This window comes from Saccharicrinis sp. GN24d3, from assembly GCF_052400645.1.
Lineage (GTDB): Bacteria > Bacteroidota > Bacteroidia > Bacteroidales > Marinilabiliaceae > Saccharicrinis.
Genome location: NZ_JBQTGI010000001.1, coordinates 61,675 through 80,419, shown reverse-complemented (window position 1 = coordinate 80,419; position 18,745 = coordinate 61,675). Strand labels below are relative to the sequence as shown.

Genomic DNA, 18,745 nt, shown 5'->3' with positions numbered 1-18,745 from the left:
TACAAAACATAGATTCCTTATTCAGCAGGAATAACAAGATCGAAAAAACATGACCATCCTGTGAATCCATTCTAAAAGAGAAAAGCCCATTTTCCGCTGAAAATGGGCTTTCTGAGACTATGGTGTCTCTTATCTCTTATCTAATGTATAAGCATCTAACATTAAGAACATCCGCAACCACCTGAACCTGATCCGTCAGAGCCACAAGATCCGCTATCGCATCCGGCCTGTTCTCCTTCTCCACATCCGCAACCTGAACCACAGCCACCACCTACAGCAGCCATCATTTCTTCATCGCTAGCTTCGCGTACTTCCTTAACCGCACCCGAAAAATAAAGATCGTCACCGGCCAATGGGTGGTTGAAATCCATTTTTACCGTTTCGTCTGTAACATCCAGCACAATGCCGTTTAAACGGTTACCCTGAGCGTCTTGCATAGGTACCATGTTACCTACTTTAATCATCTCCTCGTCCATTTTTCCGTCCACCTCGAAAATATTTTTTGGAATATCTACTTTGGCTTCTTCGTTTACCTGACCATAAGCTTCATCGGCAGTTAGTTTAAAGCTAAAGGCGTCGCCAGCTTTTAAGCCATCCAACTTTTCTTCAAACATCTGCAGCATACGTCCTGTTCCGTAGATAAACTCTAATGGCTTATCCTCTGCGGTTTCCTCTACAATCTCTCCTTCAAAACCTTGTAATCTTAGCACGTAAGACAATGTTACGAACTTGTTTCTAGTAATCTCCATATGTATAAACTTTTAATTTTTTCCATTCAAATTATAATGCAAAGAAAGCGAGTTTTTTAGAAAATACAAAAAGCATCCATAAAAACAGACCTCCATATCTGATTTTTTACCCCGAGTAAATAAGTATGGAATCTAATTCTCCCATGATTTTAAGAATCCATATTTACCTGAATATTTCATCATTTGACTTGCATAAGCCGTGTCATAACTTACTTCAACATCTACAATCTTATCCTCTACCTTAAGCAAAGTTAATTTGGGGTTTAAAAATCCGGTAAAAGGAGGAACACCTAACTTTTTAAATCGTTCCAGCACTTCCTGGTGGAGTTCCTGGTTTATTTTAACACCGTAAGTCTCCACAATGTTTTGTGCTGCTTCAAAATCCCCTTCCGATTTTATGCGCTGAATTTCCTTCAACAACTCCCCAAACAGTATCCTCAGCTTCTTATAGTCATTAATTTTAAAGTAAGTCTTGCCGTTCTCCACCACCTTTTCAATCACTTCCCCTTTGCCCTTCTCAAACACCCAGGATGCAATGAGCTGGCGATTTCGCATATGCGCCTGTTGCACATCTTCTCCCAATTTTATCCGGGTAACCTGAGTTAAAAGACCGTTTCGGATATATGCGTTGTAATGTGATCGGGCAGCATCCAAATTTGGCAACAACCCTAAGGTTACCATTTTAGGATCAAATATAAAATACAAACCGCACAAATCGGCTCTTGCCTCTTCAATAACCGAGCCATAATTTTTAAGCGACTCGGATGTCACCCCTGGCAACATTTTTCCCGACCCATGGCCAATACACTCGTGCAAATGGGTATGCAAATTATCGGCTGTTGCCCCATATTTCTTTTCCTGCTCTACTTCTTGGGTGGTCAATGCAAACTCTTCCGTAAATCCGGAAGTTAACGAGGCTTTGTGATGTGCATTTGATATATTGGTAAGGGTGACGGACTTTGACCCATATTCTTCGCGAATCCACTCCGCATTGGGCAGGTTTATTCCTAACGGACTAGCCGGATAACAGTCTCCGCCCAACATAACAGCACTAATTGCTTTTAATGATATACCTTTGATCCCATCTTTTTTAAAGCGTTTTTCGGTTGGCGAATTGCTTTCGAACCATTGCGCATTTTTGGCAATCGTTTCCGCCTTGCGTGTCTCTTCCTCATCCACCAGTTGCACAACACCTTCCCAGGTAGCTTTCATTCCCATTGGGTCACCATAAGTTTCTATAAAACCGTTGATAAAATCCACATCCCCACTCAAAGTCTCCACCCACTTAATCGAAAACTTATCAAACCATTCCAGATCGCCACTTTTATAATAATCCATCAACAATTGAATTACCGATGCTTGCCTATCGTTTTCCGTAAAGTTCAACGCTTTGTTCAGGTTTAAACAAATATGCTCCAGGGCTGCACTATATTTACCGCCTATTTGGTACACCTGTTCGCCGACCTTACCGTTTATTTTCACCAGTTTGGTATTTAAACCAAATGACAGCTTTTTATTAATTGCGTTCTCCTTTTGCCTGCGATAATAATCTTCCGCTTCCGCTTGCGAAACATCCTCATAAAAGTTATTGGCCGAAGTTTCTATTAAATCCTCTTCGGAACTTGTATTTACCCTTTTCGCTAAAAAATCCTTATCGAAAATCAGTTTTTCGATCATGGACAAAATGTCGGGTTTGAGATGGCGCTCCGTTATTTTTCCAATCCCAGGCCTTAATTCACTAAGCCATGATGCAAAAGCTTCCTTTGAAAATTCAGGGACAAATTTGTCGGTACTGTAATGATGATGCGGCCCACTGGCAAACCAAACTTTTTTCAGGTATACTATAAAATGCTCCCAATCCTCGCCTTCGTTGCCCTTGCCCTTTAAATAAATAGCTTCCAGCACATCTCGCAACAACAGATTGTACTTCCCATGCTGATCCCACAAGATATCCCTACCCGCCAAAGTGGCTTCCGACAAATAGTAAATCAGCAATTTCTTGTTCAGGCTAAGTTTATCGAAACCAGGAATCTCGAAACGCAATATTTTTATATCATCAAACTTTTCTGCAAATACTTCCATGTTTATATCTTAATTATAGTGGAGATATGGCTTTTAAACATCGCCAATAAAACTCAATCTAAACTACCTCAAGCTTAAAGCGTTGCACTGTGCTCTGTTCTTCAAGCCATCTGATCAGTTATTCCTCCGCTTTCGGGTTTCGTACGTCAACATCTTTGTAAAACACCCATTTCCCTTTATCAAAAACATAGGCATCGTAAGAAAAATCGGGTCCATAAAATCTTTTGTTATCGCCGTAAATCGGGCTTGGTGGAGCCAGGTGGTCCATGACAATCCTTTTCTCCTCTTTGTCGTATCGTAACAGCATGTTGCTTGCCGTATTATATTCAAAAACCAATCTTTTCAGCACATACCTGTCTTTTTGAAAAACGGAATGACCAAATCGTACCTGACCATTGCCAACCACTTGCATTGTTTCAATTACTTTTTTCTTGGTCATCTCATTATTTGGCTTATAACCTAACAACACATAATACTCTCTCCTTTTATTATCTTTTACCCTAATCAATTCGTAATAAATAGCCCCGTACCATTTTTTAGGGCTAAGTGAAGAACGTTCGGGTGATCGAATATCATTGGTATTATCCTGCAATGAAGATACTTTGATCCCATTATCGGTTTTAACAATCACAGCGCCGTAAAAGTTGTTAGACGCATTGGGTAGCGGTAGGTTCCAGGTACATACCTTCACACTTGCGTCTTCCGAGATCAAGCTAGAAATCCGTTTTAAGCCCTTGAAGTCATTGGCAAAATATTCGGGATTGCTCCAAAGTATATTCATCCTATCCACAATTTCTTCATTCAGGGCCAAACGCTCCCGGGTTGTATTGAGTTTTAAAATTTCTTCGAATATACACAAGGTTGCCACATCCCTGAATTCCATAAATGTTTTACCGTTTGTTACAAACGAGAATGTTAAGGGATAAAAAGTCATTCCCTTTTCTACTAACCTGGACAGGCTTAACTTTAGTTCCCCATTACCTTTTTTTGCGTTAAGGACGATCTCATCGTGATAACCATGTATCACTTTTTTATGCCCTGTTTCACCATGCAACACAAACCAATCAATACGGTATATCATCCCTTCCACATAGGTATTGAAATAAAGTATCTCATATTTTGAATCGCTGGATTTCGTATACTTGATGTAAGATGAGTCGTTTATATCGATAGATGAAGAATAATAAGTCAGAAAATCCTTAAACTCTTTTGCAAACTCTGCCAACTGATATTTTTTTTCGTTAATATCTGTTTTGTCCGAGATAGATTTAGCCCGCTCATTATATGGTTGAAAGCTTTTCTGCCCATAAGTATTAGACGAAAAGAGAAACAACAAAAAAAACACCCCTCTAAATATGTACATTTATATATATTTTAATATTTTTGTCAGACAAACATGATCCGACATTTAGTCCGATCCAGAAAATTAGAATTAAACACAATTACAAATTCCGTTCGAAAATATGAAGATTTGGGAAAAAATAAAAAAACAAAAACCGCACCGAATAATTTTGGGAGTGATGATCGGTGCAGCCCTAGGGTATGCTTATTATTATTTTATAGGATGTAACTCAGGTACGTGTGCCATCACCTCTAACCCTGTCAACAGTGTGTTATATGGCAGTTTTGCCGGATTGGTTATTAGTTTTCGGTAATCAGACCAACCGGGAACTGTTGTCCCGCTTACAATTAATTGTTTATAGTGGCGGGATGTCGCGCTGTTCCAACCGCCGGCCGTGTACTGCGGACTGAAGATTTCAAACCGGAACTATTCCCAATTAAGGATTACTTTGCCACTGTTCCCGGTTTCCATTATATCAAATCCTTTTTGAAAATCATCAACCTGATATCGATGGGAAATCATGGGTTCCAGATTTATACCTGAAAGTAACATTTGTTCCATTTGGTACCACGTTTCAAACATTTCCCTTCCATATATACCCTTCAACGTAAGTCCTTTAAAAATAACCTTGCTCCAATCGATTTGTGTATGTGAAGGTTGGATACCCAGTAATGATATTTTACCTGAATTATACATATTATCCAACATGGAGTTAAACGCAGTGGGATTACCCGAACACTCCAAACCGATATCAAAACCTTTCATATTTAACTCCTTCACCACATCCTTTAGGTTTTCGTTGATGGGGTTTACCACACGGGTAGCCCCCATTTTCCTTGCCAGTTCCGCCCTGTATGCGTTAGTTTCGGTAGCAACAACATATCTTGCACCCGCAAATTTAGCGATAGCCACGCACATGCTTCCAATCAATCCACTACCTGTAACAATTACGTCCTCGCCAATAATGGGAAAACTCAGTGTGGTATGCGTTGCGTTCCCGAAAGGATCCATTATGGAAGCTATTTCATCGGATATTTTTGGGTGCACCTTCATTACGTTATAAGCCGGAACCTTTACAAATTCGGCAAATGCCCCATCCGTGTTAACCCCAATTCCTATTGTGTTTTCGCATATATGCTGACGTCCTCTCCTGCAATTCCGACAATGCCCGCAAGCAATATGACCCTCTCCCGTAACCCGGTCACCTTCCTTAAACTCATTTACTTCTGATCCTACTTTAGCGACGTACCCAACATATTCATGACCGATGGTCATGGGCGTATGGATGGTTCTTTGCGCCCATTCGTCCCAGAGGTAAATATGCAAATCCGTGCCGCAAATGGCCGATTTCACAACCTTAATCAGTACGTCGTTAACCCCAATTTCAGGAACATCAATTTCTTCCAGCCAAATACCTTTTTCAGGTTTTGCCTTAACAAGCGCCTTCATCTTTGCCATCGTATATTTGCTTTTGTAGTCAATAGTAATTTACAGCAGTAAAGGTGGGGATAAGATAGAGACTGTTCAATGACAAATCTCAATGGAAAAACTTTTCTATCGTTTAACGTTGATGAATTGTGGCAGGTATTGAAAAAATACGATAACTACACAATTACCTTAAGCCTATATGCTACCGCCATAAACTTTTACTCCTTCACCTCACCCAACCATTTATAAAATTCAAGTTGCGAACGGTATTCTTCCTTACTTCCTTTTATTTTCCTGATTTTATTATCCATCTCATTATTTAAAACGCGGGCGGAGCAATTGTCTTTCATCTGCATTTCCAATTGGGTCATTATTTCCCGCTTCAGTTTTTTGTCGTAGATAGGGCAGGCAACCTCAATCCGGCGGTCAAGGTTCCGTGTCATCAAATCAGCGGAAGAAATGTACATTTTTTCATCCCCATTATTACAGAAAACAAAAATACGCGAATGTTCCAGGAACCTGTCGATTATCCCGATGGATTCAATGGCATTCTCCGGCTTGTCAAATTCAGAATAAACAGAAAACATACCTCGTACATTCAGGGTAATCTTAACTCCTGCTTTTCGTGCCTTGTATAGCATTTGAATTAACTCAAAATCAACCAGGTTGTTTAGCTTAATGTAAATAAATGACTTTTTTCCCTGACTTGCATTTATTATTTCCCGTTCAATAAAGTTTTCCAGCGAATTCCGCAGGTAAAAGGGAGAAACCAATAAATGGTTAAAGAAGGGTATGTTATAATTTTTATTGAAAAAATCGAACACAGAACCCACTTCATTAGCAATTCCAATATGTTTGGTAAACAACAGGTGATCGGCAAAAATACCTGCCGAATCCTCATTAAAGTTACCCGTCCCCACACACACATAACTGGCCATGCGACTTCTTTCTTTCCGCACTACCTGGCATATTTTGGCATGTACCTTTAATCCCGGTACACCAAATATCACCTTTACCCCTGCATCTTTTAAGGTATTGGCCCATTTAATGTTTGCTTTTTCGTCGAAACGGGCTTGCAATTCCATTACGGCAGTTACCTTTTTACCATTACGGGCAGCGTTTTTAAGGGCTTTCATAACCGCCGAGTTAGATCCCACGCGATAGATGGTAATCTTTATTTCCCGCACCAAGGGGTCGATAGAAGCTTCCCGCAAATAATCGATAAAATGATGAAAGGAATGATATGGATAATGAAGCAGAATATCTTTTTTGGAAATTACCGAAAAAAGCGAGGATTCCGGTTTAATATCCTTATGCGGTATAGCAGGCAAAGAGGGATAGACCATTTTTCTGTTTCCGAATTTAGGGAAGCCGATAAAGTCCTTGAAGTTATGGTATCTACCGCCTTTAATCACCGAGTCGTCCGTTGTATACCGCAGTTTTTTCAACAATACATTCAACATATCCTCGGGCATCATTTCGTCATATACAAAACGCACCGGATGGGCTTCTTTTCGCCGTTCCAGCCCCTTTGAAATCTTTTTTACGTAGCTTTCCGATACATCTTCGTTAATATCCAATTCTGCATCGCGCGTGAGTTTAAAAGTATATGCACTGATTTCGTCAAACTTAAACATGTAAAACATGTCGGACAGCTCATACCTGATCACATCATCCAGAAGCATCACATACTTTTTACCATCGTTGGACGGTAACAAAACAAAGCGATCCAAAACCGAAGGGATCTCCATCAAGGCGTAGTTTACCTTGTTTTGAACCGTGTCTTTTAAATAGACCGCCAAATAAATCCCATCATCTGCCAAATCGGGCAGTGGGCGTCGCTTATTAACAATGATGGGCATCAGGTTACCACGTACTTTTTTGCGAAAATATTTTTTAACAAACTCCCCTTGATCCTCCGTAAGATCGTTCTCATTAATAATATAAATATCTTGCCTGGCCAGGTCGGCAATAATTCTGTCGTAGGCTTCACCAAACATCTTCCCTTGCTTAATCACAATCTTGTGAATCTCTTTCAAGATTTCCTGAGGGGTACCACCTTCAAAAACAGTGCTTTTGTCGAGCTGAACAATCCTTTTAAGTATGGCCACGCGAACACGGAAAAACTCATCCATATTATTGGAATAGATTCCTAAAAACTTTATACGCTCAATTAGCGGAACATTATCGCGAGAAGCTTCCTGTAATACACGTTCGTTAAATGCCAACCAACTAAGTTCTTTACTTCTAAAGTTTTGTACGCTCATACCTAAAATATTTTAACATGGGTTTACCATTGAATACTGACCTCATAGCCGAAAGCCTAAAAATAACAAATATCTGTTGAACCTGCTTGCTGTTCATGGATAAAAAAGATGAACAAATAATTAAACTATCGGTTGTAATACAGATTCCACCGCGGGGAATTAACAAACTAAAATTAAGAAAAAACACATATGAATGCCAGCAGGAAGAGATTAAACTTACATGAAATACTCGAAATAAGACACTTAACCGATTCGACTTTTGTGATTAGGTTTGAAAAGAATGATATGGATTTCACAGCGGGACAGCACGTTTGCGTAGGGCCCCCAAACGGAATACACACACGCGAATATTCTATTTACAGCGCCGAAGATGCTCCTTACATTGAAATTCTGGTAAAGGAGGTTCAGAATGGGCTGATTACGCCGGTATTAAAAAAATTAAAAGTGGGCGACTCGGTGGTGGTGGAGGAACCGGTGGGTTATTTCGGCCTAAACAAAAAAGAAAAATTCGAAAAAAAATATTTGTTCATTGCCACCGGCACGGGCATTTCGCCGTTTCATTGCATGGTTAAATCTTACCCAGGATTAAACTATAAGGTGGTGCATGGGGTAAGATCGGCAGATGAGGGATATGAAAAAGAGGAGTACGAATCCACCAGGTACACACTGTGTTCTTCCAGGGATACCAGTGGCGATTATACGGGTAGGTTAACAAATTATTTGCAAGAATTACAGATTGATAAAGATTCTGAAGTATATTTGTGCGGAAATTGTAATATGATACATGATGCTTATGATATTCTCGAAAACAAGGGAATACCCAATGAGCAGATTCATGCGGAGGTTTATTTTTAAACCTTAGTATTCATCAGGTGACCATTTGTTTGCCGTGATAGCGATAAGTAGGAGAAGTTGAAGTTGAAGATTAATATTTTTTAGGTGTGAAGTACTTTTTAATGACACTGGGGTGTCAAATGAACATGAGTGATTCGGAACGTGTAGCATCGGTTTTAGATGCGGCAGGTTGCGAAAAGGTTGAAACGGAGGAGGAAGCGAACTTCATAGGGATTCTTGCATGTTCGGTCCGCCAAAAGGCTATTGATAAGGTGTACTCCAGAATAGCCAAATGGAACAAGTGGAAGAACAAGAAAAACCTGGTCACTTTTATTTCAGGCTGTATGCTGCCCGACGATAAGGAAAGGTTTTTGAAATTGTTCGACCTTGTTTTTACCATGCCAGAACTGCCTCAACTGCCACGTATGTTGGGCGAATATGGCATTGCCAATCCGCTATCCCTGATAGCGGAACCGCAATCTGCCGTGGACGAAATCAAATTGTTTTGGAAAGTGAAACCCAAGTACGACAGCAATTTCGAAGCTTTCGTTCCTATCCAAAACGGGTGTAACAAGTTTTGTACCTATTGTGCGGTCCCCTATACACGCGGCAGGGAAATATCACGGCCATCGGAAGAAATTCTGGAAGAAGTAAGAATCCTGGCGGAAAAAGGATATAAAACCATCACTTTACTCGGACAGAACGTTAACTCTTACGGGTTAGATAAAAATGGAGATGAGATCGGTTTCCCCGAACTGTTGGAAAAAGTGGGGCAGATGGGAGAAGAGATAGATCACGAATTTTGGGTGTACTTCACCTCGCCGCATCCCAGAGATATGACTACAGATATTTTCCATACCATTGCCAAATACGATTGTTTGGGCAAGCAAATACATTTCCCGTTACAAAGTGGCGATGAAAAGGTTTTGATAAAAATGAACCGCAAACACTCGCTGGCCAAGTACCGCGAGTCGATGGTTGCGCTGCGCGAGATTCTTCCGCAAGCCACGGTGTTTACCGATATCATCGTTGGCTTTACCGATGAATCGGATGTGCAGTTTGAAAACACCCGCAAGGTAATGGAGGAGTTTAAATACAACATGGCCTATATCGCCATGTATTCGCCCCGTCCCGGAGCCGCATCGTACCGTTGGGAAGACAATATTCCATTGGAAGAAAAGAAAAGAAGGTATGCCGTTTTAAGCGAAGAACTTTCGAAACACACCTTTGAATATAACAAGTCACTGATTGGCAAAACCGTAAAAGTGCTGGTCCGCGAACACGACCGCAAAGCGGGTTACTTATCAGGCCATACGGAAGGTAAGTTAGTGATCCGTTTTGAATCGAATGACGAATCTTTGATCGGACAGATCATTGAACTGAAAGTTACCGCAGCTGCCCGTTTCTCGTTGGAAGGGGAATTGTTAGTGCACAGCCTTCAGACGGCAGCTAGCAGTCTGTAGTCCATAGCCGGCAGCTGGAACAATGCGAAAACCCGCCACAATAAACCATTTAAGGATAGGCGGGCCAGTAGACGGTGGTCAGTTCGTCAATGCTTAATCGTCAGCGGTCAATAGCCATTGTTGTGGTTTACATGTAACGTGGCATGCCCTACAAACTAACAGTGTTGTAGGTTAAATTTCTCATTCAGGCAGTAATCAGTATGTTATGGGTTAACAGAACGTACTGATGAAGGATACATTTCGTAATCTGTTATATAAAAAACACAAAGCCCGTTTCAATCACAGAACCGGGCTTTTTTACAACAGTATCAACACAACTAAAATTCTAAGTTATTGCAATTGGGTCTATTACAACTTTATTCAAATTTAAACTTGTATACACCAACCATCCAAAAAGGTTACATTCATACACCAACGGCCATATTTTTGCCATTAACAGGTCATATTCATTGACGAACTTAATACCTACAGGAAAATACGGGTACATCATGGTAAGTCCGCGATCCACTCACTTTTGATATTTTAACCCGGATTATGTATTGGAGGTTCGTCATGAGCATTGCAAGTACAATAAAACAAGGCATTACTGAAACGAGGCATAACATCGTTCTGGTGAGTGGAAGTGATGCAACGAAGTGTCTTGTTTTAAAGTAATTTCAATGTGTAATAGCATTTTTAATACATATTGCGGGTTTAACCTGCCTGAGCAAACTTCGGATAAATAATCCTTTGCCCGTTTCCCCTGTAACAATCTACCAAAGAAGATGTCGTTCTTGACAGGGCCGACACCAACGTTTCTTTTTTATCCCCGACAATTACCTCTTTATTTAAAACATCAAGTAATTGCACCTTGTTTTCCTGATTTAACCCTGCTTCAATATCTCCGGACACATAAAACCTATAAACGACCTCATCGATAAATGGTTTATAGGGTTCCATTACATTCGCCGACAGACCATATACCTCATCCGAATTTTGCCCTTGCAAACCAATGGTTGGTAACAATCCCACGCCCACCAATGAATTTGTGATGGCAGCTTTTAATATGCCGTACCCATAATCCAAATGACTGCGAGTAAGGCTGTGTAAACCGCTCGGTTGGAATTCAGTTCCAAATAAAGTGCTGATATAGGATTGATAGGAAAACTCATTGTCGTTCAATGCATTATCGAACGAAAAACCATTGTGTTTATTCAAACCTGATTTCCCAGTTGAATACAGCATTTCCAACTGATTGTTGTTCCTGCTATCCATGGTCTGCTGCCATAGTTGCTCTCTCAACGGGAGCGAAGCGTTCAGCTGCTGGCGCAACAATTCATTTTGGACTTGATTACCATGCAAGTTCATCAACATGGAAGACGGAAATAAATTCTCGTCGCTGCAGATCACAGGTATATTATTGCGGTTTAAATGTTGTATCGCTTTAAGCGTAATATTAATTTTTGGATTTTCGAGTACCAACAGTGCTATGTCTTCGAAAAAAAACAGTAATTCATTAAAGTCTATCTTGTTATGAACAACCAACTGCCCTTGTCTTACGCAAATATATGCAGCTTCTGTTATAAAAATTATTTCTTGTTTCATGCTATGTTAAATTTGTTCCAGGATAAACATATACATATAAACACCTAACATGTTGGTTTTCTTTTACAAATGGCATTTCTCATACGGCTAACGTAGGTTTTTTTTAGGTGACTGAAAAATCGATCGGCTGGCAATTAGCGGTTATTTGGTCAGCGGTTATTGGTCAGCGGTCAGTGGTAAAAAGTCATCAATTGAAACGAACTGACATCCTGCCACTGATGGTTTAACCCGGATTATGCATTAGAACTTCGTCGTGAACATTGAAAGTGCAATCTTACTAGGTTTTCATCGTTCTGGTGAGTTGAAGTGAAGCAGCGGAGTGTCTTGTTTTGAAACAATTTCAATGTGTAATAGATTTTGTAATGCATATTGCGGGTTTAATGCTTTACGGGATAGCAGTAAATTTTTACACCCCTTACAGGTTTAGAGAACCTGTAAGGGTGTAAATGATGAAATTCACAAAGGCAGTTTAGAATTGCTTTAATTCACTGAATATTAATCGCTAATCATATTCATTGATCTACGCTACGCTCCAATTCAAATTGTATATTAACGTAGGTCTTTGACATGCGTATTAAATCCTACTCTTTTCCCATGTCCATTGTGAAAACATTTGTGTCGCCTCTTGTCCATAGCCGGGAGGCTTTTTTATGCCCAAATGTTTCATGGGCGTTATATAAAATAAATATGGACGAACAAAACATTTAATCTATTGCGACAGAAAACCGCAGACTTTGTCAAAAACCTCGTTAAATGATCTCGATACTTTTTCCGCTATTTTATGATTGTTTGGGAAAGGTGTTTCATGGGTATATGGGTAATCAAAGTCCATCACATCTACTTTTATTTGAATATCGCGGTAGGCTCCGTTTAAAGTATTGATGACTTCAAAAGCCGGAATCACTACATCTTTTTTAAGTGCAATAGCATAAATCTGTTCTTCATGTTCTTTAAACAACGATTCCCTGTACTCTCTCAATCTCTTAAATTCCAACATGGAACGAAACACTTTTCCCTCGTTATGGTCACCGTTCAGGCAGTGGTTTAAATACGCATCCTTTATTAAAAACTTGTCGAAGTGCTCCACCAGGTACGAATACAAAGCTACGTTGGCCTCGCTATCCAATATATACTTTGATACCGGCGACAAACGATTAAAAACCGGTCCGCTGCAGAACAAACAGAGTCTGGCATTGTCGAAATAACCATTATAGTTGGTCAGTTTAAGTATTTCACCCAGTAATCCCCCGATGGAATAGGCAAAAATATCAAAACTGAAATCGGGATCTATATTACTTATCCTGCCGGACTTAAGCTCTTCTATCAGCTGCATTATGTCGTAATAAGTTTGCAACCCCGAGCAGATAAAACGCTGTGGCAATGATTGCATACGAGCACTTATCGCCGCATTTGAGAGGGTGGAATGAATCACATTGGGAAACTGTTGTTTGCGTTTATTACTCAGTTCATACATCTTTCTTTTCTCACTCCACAACGACGGAGCCCTGTCCATATGAAAAGCCAATGGAAAAAATACCACCCCGCACTTTAACCTGTCGGCAATGGCAGCTCCCCAGGGAAGGTATTTATCCCAACTTTTTTCATTGAATCCGTGGAATAAAAAAACCATCTTTTTTAATTTGTGGGTGCCCCTTGGTTTGAGTAGGTAAAAATTAAATGATTTATTTTCTTCAACACGATCGTCCTTGACGTTGACATCATGGCTGCAATCATCCATCAGGTTATTTTCCTGATCACTCACCTTAAAATATTTATCGTGTATCCGGCAATATCTTACCTCTTCGCCGGGCAACACATAAGCAGAATTGGAACAAAAGGAAAGCCGGGATATTTGATAGTTCTCAAATTCCACTTTACTTTTATTCTGATCAACGACCTCTTTTAGTTTCGAATACAAATCTTTATATAGCATCGTTCATGAATTAAATAGTTGAATCCGCTATTATTTTAAGATTTTCGATTTTGCAGTTAGCATTCTTTGTTGGCAGTACTACAAATCTATAAGTTATTATCGATACCCAGAAAGCTGAAATGTTAAAATGAGGTAAAACTTAAGTTTAATCAACGGGCTTGTTTTCTTTTTTAGAGCTTATACGTCTTTTTCCAGATATCATGTTTTGGGAAAAATTAAAAACACAACGGTAAATTGTATACGTAGTAGCCGAATGCGCGGCACTTTCCTGTCAAACTGTTACGTAGTTTGAGCGACTGTAAATACTGATGCTAAACCCATTGCCTGCCATTGCGTATGTAAAGTTTTATCGATTGGTAGTCTTTTAAACCCGGATTATGTATTGGGGGTTCGTCATGAGCATTGCAAGTACAATAAAACAAGGCATTACCGAAACGAGGCATCACTTGTCCCGATTACTTTCGGGAGCATCGTTCTGGTGAGTTGAAAGTGATGCAACGAAGTGTCTTGTTTTAAAGTAATTTCAATGGGTAATAGAATTTCTAATGCATATTTCGGGTTAAATCAATATGATTCATTTTTAGCCTCCGGCTTTACAAGATGATCTATTGACTTAGTTATTTTAATTAGCAGATCTTTTGGATAGTATGCAAGCCACTTGCTTTATGAATTGTTCCAAAAAGTTCATGCCCTCATCATCGTATGAAAAGATGTTAATCCCTAATTCTGGATTCACTCCCTGAAGTTCAAGAAATTCCATACTCTTATTGATATTCGAAATATTGGCCACAAAAATTACATTTTTTCTACTTTTATTGTGATGAATCTCATTGAGTTCCCAGATAATATTCTCACTTGGACAAGAAATATCGAATATAACCACCTCACTCCTTTTAATAAGACTGGTTACACAAGTCTTCCACATTTCAGAAGAAGCAGAGACCTTAAATAGTTTTCCTGAAGAGGCAAGCCAATTTATATTTCGGGCAACTGTTTTGCATATCTTCTTTTCCATTTTGATAACTGACTCCAATCTACCCAGGTGTAATGAATGGAAATGAAGTAACCACATCTGCGGCAATGCGACTGGCCACCTAATATACCAAGGCTGACTGATTTCAGCATCGGACAGGGTGTATACGTGTCCAAAATATCCGACAGTATCCTGAATGATGCTTTTGAGAGTAACACTTACTTCCGGTGCATGAAAAGGCCGGAGCAGTAATATTCGCGAAGGTCTTTTCCAAAATAAGGCGACCACACCTATCACAGGATACAGTATAATGGGATAACTCAATGATAAAAGGATGCTAAATAAAGTAAAAACACGTTCAATAAAATTGCCAAAAGTATCAGTAATTTTCATAAACAACAAGCTAACTAGCGCATCACTAAGAACATACAAGGAAAGCATAATAATCAGTACTTCAAACCCAAGAACCATGCTGCTCATACCTTTTCTAAAACTTGCATGTTTTAAGAATTTCCTGATCAAGGTATTGGATGTGTTAATCTTGTAAAATTCTATTGCATATGATTTTAACCACCTTCGTACAGACGGTTTCGTAAGAATCCAATATTGAAATAATGCAGGAACGCATAAAACAAAGCCAAACCATAGATAATTAAATTCTTTATCACGTGGATAATAATAAAAGAAAGCCAAACCAGTGAACAACTGAAACATATTAATGAAGTACGAAGCAGTGCTGGTACCTCTTTTTCTAATTAACATAGCAACTGCTGTAGACCCAATCAAACATCCCACTATAAAAAATAGGATTTGGGTGCCAATTGAACCTGCGATCATTCCATAGAGTTCCGGGTCGGCATTGCCGTTAATTAAATCCTTAATCAAAGATGTCGTCCAGGTGTCAAGGATAATTCTGTCACTTTCTGATTCTGTGATGGTGATGGTGAGACTTGACCAAATCAACGAACTTGCCATGGCCAAGTAAAAAACAACTCCTGGTATCAGCCATTTTGGAAAAGATGGTTTGGGGCAAGTGTATGTTGGCATTGCGTGCATAGTCATAACAAACATCAATAAATATTTTCTGCTTTAGCATTTTCTTAGCGGCAATTATCTTCAATCATAATTTATCATTTTTTTTCTTTTTAATTGTCCTTACTAAGCGCTCCACGCGGAATTTTCTTTACTTATTAATTTACCATACGATAGACAAAAGACTTAAATGACTATTCGTCATCATTATATAGTACAGGTTCAGTTATATAACGGAATTTTTCATGTTTTAAAGTTTCAGAAGAAATCATTCGCCATATTCAACTATTACATTATTGTATCCCAATGCTACCGGCTAGCGAGTACGTTACCCTATAAACAGCCTTCCGCTCTTAGCGGCCTGGCCACTTGTATGCGTGGTGCGGGATTTACTGCACTCCATCGTCAATTTACACCGATACTTAATTAATAACATTTCGTTTATAACTTGCAATTTGCCGCATTACATAAAACACTTTATTAGGCAAAATTCATAAAGCTTTTGTGTAAATCACGGCTGCACATTCACATGGATTGCCGCATTCAGGGCATAAATAGCCGTTTTTCTTGCTGCCATCAGTCCAAAAGTTTGTTATCTCCTCATAAAGTTTAAAATCATATAATTTCATTAACCCTCCTATATTTATCCCCTGTTTATTCTTCCATGCCAAACAGTAGACTGATTCTATGTTTTTATTTTCGAATAAACATAGAGAATCCCTCATCAGTGCAGAACCAATTCCTTTGTCCTGGATGCCGGATTTCACAGCAATCGTTTTCAATACCGCCATTTTTGAAGATATTTTTGAATACTTGGGTAGTTTATTAATTCCTAAATCTTTAATAACATCCTCTGTTTCGGATATATAAGAGTAACAAAAACCCATGAGACCATTGGCAGGGGATTCCGCTACCCTAAAAATTGTATTATCCGATGTAATTTTATCTTTAAACGTTTCGTCAAGATAGTCTTTACCAAGTTCCGCATCGGATATTTCAAGTATTCGAGCTAAGTCCTTACTTACTGCATCCCTTAACCGAAAATCATTGATACCAGGTTCAAATGCATACCTTCCGGATGTAATTTCCTGATATACTGAGTCAAATCCTGACCATAGCCCTTCCATATGTTTCCTATTATTTATGAAAAGAAAAAGTTTCCAATTCCATTAGTATGGGGTCTTCAGCATAATACACACCGTGAACATGTCCACCTGATGCAACTTCACCATCCAAAAAAAACTTCCGATTTTCAGACTGCTCATATTCTTAATTATTGCCAGTAGTTTTTATGTTTTCCTCAAATGTCCATTCTAAATCTGTTATAAAATCATGTTTTCGAAAATTACAATCAGACACCCTGCAATGCTTACATAAATCAGTTTTACATGCGTCTGTATGAATTGTAAAATCAATACTATGCTGATAATTTTCAGATATGATTGACATTATTGATTCACTTTGTTTGTGTGCTTCCAAAATATTCATATACCATGGTAGAGTTATATCACAATCAATGTGCAATGAGTCCCCATATTTCAACAGTTTTAGATTATGTATATTTATCCAGCATTCTGATTTATTCTTGGATAAAAGTCCGATTAGTTCTTTCAATATTTTAATATCTGCTTGATCCATTAAATTTGAGGTTGTTTCCTTCAATATTTTATAGCCAGTAAATATTATGATAGAACCAAAAAGCAACGCAATAACACTGTCCAGCCACGCGATTTTTGTTATTAAAAGTAAACTTAAGCCCACTACCAACCCAATTGTTGAATACGTATCGGATTGCAAGTGTTTACCTCCAGCAACCAGAGCTATTGAATTGTGCTTTCTTCCCGTTTTTATACTATAAAAACCGAGTATGTAATTCATGATACCGGCTACTGCTATAATCATTATTCCAACATCTAATTGTTGTATTTCAACTGGACTAAATAACCGTTTTATCGCTTCAAAAATAATTATTAATCCTGCCAAAATAATAAGAGATCCTTCAACCGAAGCAGATATAGATTCAACTTTCCCATGTCCAAAGGGATGGTTTGCATCTTTTGGCTTTAACGAAACTCCAATGCTGTACAAACTAATAAAACCAGTAAGTACATTAACAGTACTTTCTAATGCATCGGTTAATATACCGACTGAATTTGTAAGAAAATATGCTGCTATTTTTCCAACAAAGAGAACTACGGAAATAATTACAATCCTTTTTTGAACTGTGAATTTTATAGCAGGGTTTGAGGATTCCATAATTTCATTTTAAACCTAATTATTTTGTCCGAAATATTCAGCCAATTTACCAATAATTGCTCTGATTTTGAAGTAAGTTTAGCGTTTGAGTGAATTAATAAATAAGATTTTAAAGGCATCTTATTATCTTGAATTTCTTCCATACATTCTTTCGTTAGCGAGATTTGCTTGCCTATTGAATATTCACCCCATTTTGAGAAGTTTAAATGTTCACGTCACTCTTTTACATGGTTATTCAACATCCAAGAAACAGATGCTATGTTTGAATACCATGGATATTTCGTTTGATTGGGATGACAGTCATAACAAGAATTATTCAGGATATTTTTAATTTCCTTGGGGGCAGTTGTCAAATTTAAAAAGTCATTACTTACAATACTTTCAGCATTATTAGTATTAATCCTTATGAATTGGATTAATACTATAATAGTCGGAATTAAAATTATTAGTTTCTTTTTCGCAGTTGTGATGTCTATGTTTAAATTACAGGCAACGTCAGTCTGTCTAAAAACTATTTATATTGTCATTATTTTTGTTAAATATAGATAGTTTGATAGTGTATTGGAAATAATGTGTAGTGGGTATTTATTTGAATCCATGTGCTTACATGAGGACTTTTACCCGTTTTTAGGGCCCAAAAAGACGATAAAAAAAGTGAATGCATCTCCCATTTGCTCCAGAAGCACAACGGCCCTGGTTATAGCAAGATCGGGATTTCGAAACCGTTTTCCGCTCCAGATACCGTAAGTTTATTTAGTTGTAACACATTCATTTTGGAGCAATATGCCCACATTTACCATAG

General features: G+C 38.6%; 13 protein-coding genes and 1 pseudogene. 3 read left to right on the top strand and 11 right to left on the bottom strand.

Features of this window, described 5'->3' with window-relative positions:
- Nucleotides 1-161 precede the first annotated feature (161 nt).
- The 3 genes from ACT29I_RS00320 to ACT29I_RS00310 form a co-directional block, all read right to left on the bottom strand.
- Entirely contained in the window at nucleotides 162-749 is a 588-nt protein-coding gene (locus tag ACT29I_RS00320; protein ID WP_430935380.1) for an FKBP-type peptidyl-prolyl cis-trans isomerase, read from the bottom strand.
- Nucleotides 750-881: 132 nt separating this feature from the next.
- A complete protein-coding gene (locus tag ACT29I_RS00315) occupies nucleotides 882-2,831 on the bottom strand; it encodes a dipeptidyl-peptidase 3 family protein (protein ID WP_430935382.1) in 1,950 nt (649 codons plus the stop codon).
- A gap of 118 nt (nucleotides 2,832-2,949) precedes the next feature.
- A complete protein-coding gene (locus tag ACT29I_RS00310; RefSeq protein WP_430935384.1) occupies nucleotides 2,950-4,194 on the bottom strand; it encodes a hypothetical protein in 1,245 nt (414 codons plus the stop codon).
- A gap of 100 nt (nucleotides 4,195-4,294) precedes the next feature.
- On the opposite strand from ACT29I_RS00310, the gene ACT29I_RS00305 reads away from it, so the two are divergent.
- The gene (locus tag ACT29I_RS00305; protein ID WP_430935386.1) at nucleotides 4,295-4,486 is read left to right on the top strand and encodes a DUF6132 family protein; all 192 of its coding nucleotides are present in this window, start codon (nucleotides 4,295-4,297) and stop codon (nucleotides 4,484-4,486) included.
- A 113-nt stretch (nucleotides 4,487-4,599) separates the two neighbouring features.
- Here the strand turns inward: ACT29I_RS00305 and tdh are convergent, their stop codons facing one another.
- Entirely contained in the window at nucleotides 4,600-5,631 is a 1,032-nt protein-coding gene (gene tdh, locus ACT29I_RS00300; protein ID WP_444792451.1) for an L-threonine 3-dehydrogenase, read from the bottom strand.
- Nucleotides 5,632-5,819: 188 nt separating this feature from the next.
- A complete protein-coding gene (ppk1, locus tag ACT29I_RS00295) occupies nucleotides 5,820-7,868 on the bottom strand; it encodes a polyphosphate kinase 1 (RefSeq protein ID WP_430935390.1) in 2,049 nt (682 codons plus the stop codon).
- Between the two features lie 189 nt (nucleotides 7,869-8,057).
- Here ppk1 and ACT29I_RS00290 point away from each other — a divergent pair, with 189 nt between their 5' ends.
- Nucleotides 8,058-8,723, top strand: a complete 666-nt coding sequence (locus ACT29I_RS00290) for a ferredoxin--NADP reductase (RefSeq protein WP_430935392.1) — start codon at nucleotides 8,058-8,060, stop codon at nucleotides 8,721-8,723.
- Between the two features lie 86 nt (nucleotides 8,724-8,809).
- Nucleotides 8,810-10,165: a tRNA (N6-isopentenyl adenosine(37)-C2)-methylthiotransferase MiaB gene (gene miaB, locus ACT29I_RS00285; RefSeq protein WP_444792450.1), complete on the top strand. Its 1,356-nt coding sequence runs from the start codon at nucleotides 8,810-8,812 to the stop codon at nucleotides 10,163-10,165.
- Nucleotides 10,166-10,858: 693 nt separating this feature from the next.
- Here the strand turns inward: miaB and cas1 are convergent.
- The 6 genes and pseudogenes from cas1 to ACT29I_RS00255 all read right to left on the bottom strand — a co-directional run bounded on the left by cas1 (nucleotide 10,859) and on the right by ACT29I_RS00255 (nucleotide 18,359).
- Nucleotides 10,859-11,749, bottom strand: a complete 891-nt coding sequence (gene cas1 / locus ACT29I_RS00280) for a type II CRISPR-associated endonuclease Cas1 (protein ID WP_444792449.1) — start codon at nucleotides 11,747-11,749, stop codon at nucleotides 10,859-10,861.
- A 709-nt stretch (nucleotides 11,750-12,458) separates the two neighbouring features.
- Nucleotides 12,459-13,682: a DUF6051 family protein gene (locus tag ACT29I_RS00275; RefSeq protein ID WP_444792448.1), complete on the bottom strand. Its 1,224-nt coding sequence runs from the start codon at nucleotides 13,680-13,682 to the stop codon at nucleotides 12,459-12,461.
- A 622-nt stretch (nucleotides 13,683-14,304) separates the two neighbouring features.
- Nucleotides 14,305-15,717 (bottom strand): hypothetical protein, encoded by a 1,413-nt coding sequence (locus ACT29I_RS00270; RefSeq protein ID WP_444792447.1) that lies wholly within the window; start codon nucleotides 15,715-15,717, stop codon nucleotides 14,305-14,307.
- 461 nt (nucleotides 15,718-16,178) lie between these two features.
- Nucleotides 16,179-16,814, bottom strand: coding sequence for a hypothetical protein (locus ACT29I_RS00265; protein WP_444792446.1), 636 nt, complete (start codon nucleotides 16,812-16,814; stop codon nucleotides 16,179-16,181).
- Between the two features lie 142 nt (nucleotides 16,815-16,956).
- A complete protein-coding gene (locus ACT29I_RS00260; RefSeq protein ID WP_444792445.1) occupies nucleotides 16,957-17,943 on the bottom strand; it encodes a cation diffusion facilitator family transporter in 987 nt (328 codons plus the stop codon).
- Nucleotides 17,919-18,359, bottom strand: a pseudogene (locus ACT29I_RS00255) (heme-binding domain-containing protein). Before ACT29I_RS00255 ends, ACT29I_RS00260 begins: the two are co-directional and overlap by 25 nt.
- Between the last annotated feature and the right edge of the window lie 386 nt (nucleotides 18,360-18,745).